Source organism: Ensifer soli (assembly GCF_041928815.1).
GTDB lineage: Bacteria > Pseudomonadota > Alphaproteobacteria > Rhizobiales > Rhizobiaceae > JBHFEI01.
Genome location: NZ_JBHFEI010000053.1, coordinates 1 through 2,117 on the forward strand (window position 1 = coordinate 1; position 2,117 = coordinate 2,117).

2 protein-coding genes are annotated in these 2,117 nt (G+C 58.1%); both read right to left on the minus strand.

Going from position 1 to position 2,117, the window contains the following annotated elements; all coding sequences use genetic code 11:
- Positions 1 to 40: 40 nt before the first annotated feature.
- On the minus strand, positions 41 to 1,168 hold the full coding sequence (locus ACEVQ6_RS23585; RefSeq protein ID WP_374891481.1) for a relaxase/mobilization nuclease domain-containing protein: 1,128 nt from the start codon (positions 1,166 to 1,168) through the stop codon (positions 41 to 43).
- Positions 1,165 to 1,608 carry a hypothetical protein gene (locus tag ACEVQ6_RS23590; protein ID WP_374891482.1) on the minus strand — a complete coding sequence of 148 codons (444 nt, stop codon included), beginning with the start codon at positions 1,606 to 1,608 and terminating at the stop codon, positions 1,165 to 1,167. The genes ACEVQ6_RS23585 and ACEVQ6_RS23590 overlap by 4 nt, the downstream gene beginning before the upstream one ends.
- Between the last annotated feature and the right edge of the window lie 509 nt (positions 1,609 to 2,117).

Sequence of the window (2,117 nt, forward strand, 5' to 3'; positions counted from 1 at the left end):
CTTCTGGGGCATTCCAACGTCCTCTCTCAGGCTCAATAGCCTACTTCACGGAGGACCACTTTTCAGGGGGAAGACCAACCAGCGCATCCCGTTCAGCACGGTCGCGCCTCTGGCATTCCAGAGCTTCTTCTTCATTGCGGCGGCGTGTTGCCCTCGCCGCGCCAGTCAGCATCTGCCAAAGACCTCGCAGGCCCTTGTGCAGCCGCGCGGCTCGCGCCTGCGTCTCCGTTGCCTGACGTTCCTCTTGCCTGGTCCGCAACCAATCGCGATGCGCGCGGTGTGTTACCGTGAAAGCCGCTCTCGCGGCGAGCAACGGCTGCATCTGTTCATCGTACCGCTGCTCAACCTCATCGACAAAGCCGCGCAGCTTTTCGTCAATCTTGCCCGCGATCTCGGCTTTAGCCTGCTCGACACTCGGCAACGCATCAGGCTCGCCCAGCTTGATCCTGACATCCTTGGTTCGAATGTCCGCCCACCGCGCTATCGCGAAAACTTCGCCGTGAATGTCGAGCGCGACGAAGCCGCGCCGGTCGCCCCGCGCCAGAAAATACCCGCGCTCCGCCAGTGCGTGACGAAATGCCTGCTGACCGTCGGATTGCTCCCAGGCCGTCTGGAATGCATCCTTGATCTCGCGGGGATCGAGCTTCAGGCGTTTGGCCTGCTGCCATTCGGAAAGCGAGAAATTAAGCGGGCTCTTGCCCTTGTCGCGACGTAACCCGTCCGGCAGCCGCCACTCGTGTTCGATGTAAAGTTCGCGCGATAACTCATTCAACCGCCGTTTGAAGAACGGCAGATTGATCGCCTGCATCGTTCGGGCGTCGATGCGAGACCAGACGGCATGAGCATGACGACGCCCTTCCTTCTCATGAAAAACGATCGCGCGCGGTTGCCCTTCGAGTCCGAGCCGGCGTTCGGCCTCCTCAATCGCTCGTTCGAATGATTCTTCGGACACCGCCGCCCCTTTGGGCGGATTGAAGCTCAGCGAGAAAAGAAACTGCCGGCATTGCGTGCCTTTGGCCACGGCGTGGCTTTCGAGCAGTGCGCCGTGGAGGTCTTCAGCCATGAAGCCGCGCAAGGCATGCAGGCTGGCATGTTCATTGTCGCGATCATTGAGAAGGTGGACGGCAAGCTGTCGGGCGCCGCCGCGCTGGGAACCCTTCAGAATCATGCTGAAGGCTCCCGTGCAGCATTGTTGAAACTGTCTCGTGTCGAAAGGGTCAAAGCACCGGCCTGAATGCCGAGCGCTTGCAGAAGCATCGAGCGAATTGCACGGATATCCTCGCAGGCTGCACGGATGGCAGAAACCGTTTCCGGTTCAAGTGGCAGGCTGCCGCTGGCGGCGGCCTTGGCCATTGCCGCAAGACTGGCGGTGTATTCCGACCGGCCAAGCAGTCCTAGAACCTGCCCCAGGCTATCCCTGTCGCGCACCGGAGATGTCCTGGCTGCACGGACTGAAATACCCTCGCCCAGAACCAGGCCGCGTACAAAGGCACCCAGCGGAACACTGCCCGCCTTTGCGACAAGGGTCTCCTTCTCTGTCGCCGTCAGTCTTATTGAAAATGGAGTGCTGGCCTCGCGTATAATGCAAGGCTTGGGTTTTGTCGGCATGGCGGCACCTCAGCGCGGTGCCGGAGCTAGGGGCGCTTTGCGCGGGGGCTGACGGCTATTGCCGCCAGTCTGCGAGGAGCCGTTGTCGAAAGCCTTGAAGTCAATATTAGCGTGCTTGAGTTGGTCTTCCCAATCTGCGAGAGTCTGGAACAGGAGGTTCGAACTTTCGTCCGGGCTCTCCGCCATAATTCGCGCATAAGATGCTGAAATATATATAGAAATTTTAACTAGTTATATCCCGGCCCCAATTTCGGCCCTAACATATCGATTGGTAAAATGCTGTCGTGATGAAATTTGGCGATGGCAGCCATTAACGCTGGCTTGCATGATCTCGCATTAAATGTCTACTCCGCCGGAGGCCTCAGTCAGTGTTAAATTTAACCATATCACTCACTTCGTAATATAAATAGAACGCAGTGAAATGGTCTGTTGGTTTGCACGCGGAACTGAGCCGGTTAGGCGCATAATTTCCATTGAGAATTGAGCCCTGTGAACCTTCCCCCAACGCG

Bases quoted from the DNA above. Each gene is read 5' to 3' on its own strand.
- ACEVQ6_RS23590 (WP_374891482.1), bottom strand. From the start codon at position 1,608: ATGCCGACAAAACCCAAGCCTTGCATTATACGCGAGGCCAGCACTCCA.
- ACEVQ6_RS23585 (WP_374891481.1), bottom strand. From the start codon at position 1,168: ATGATTCTGAAGGGTTCCCAGCGCGGCGGCGCCCGACAGCTTGCCGTC.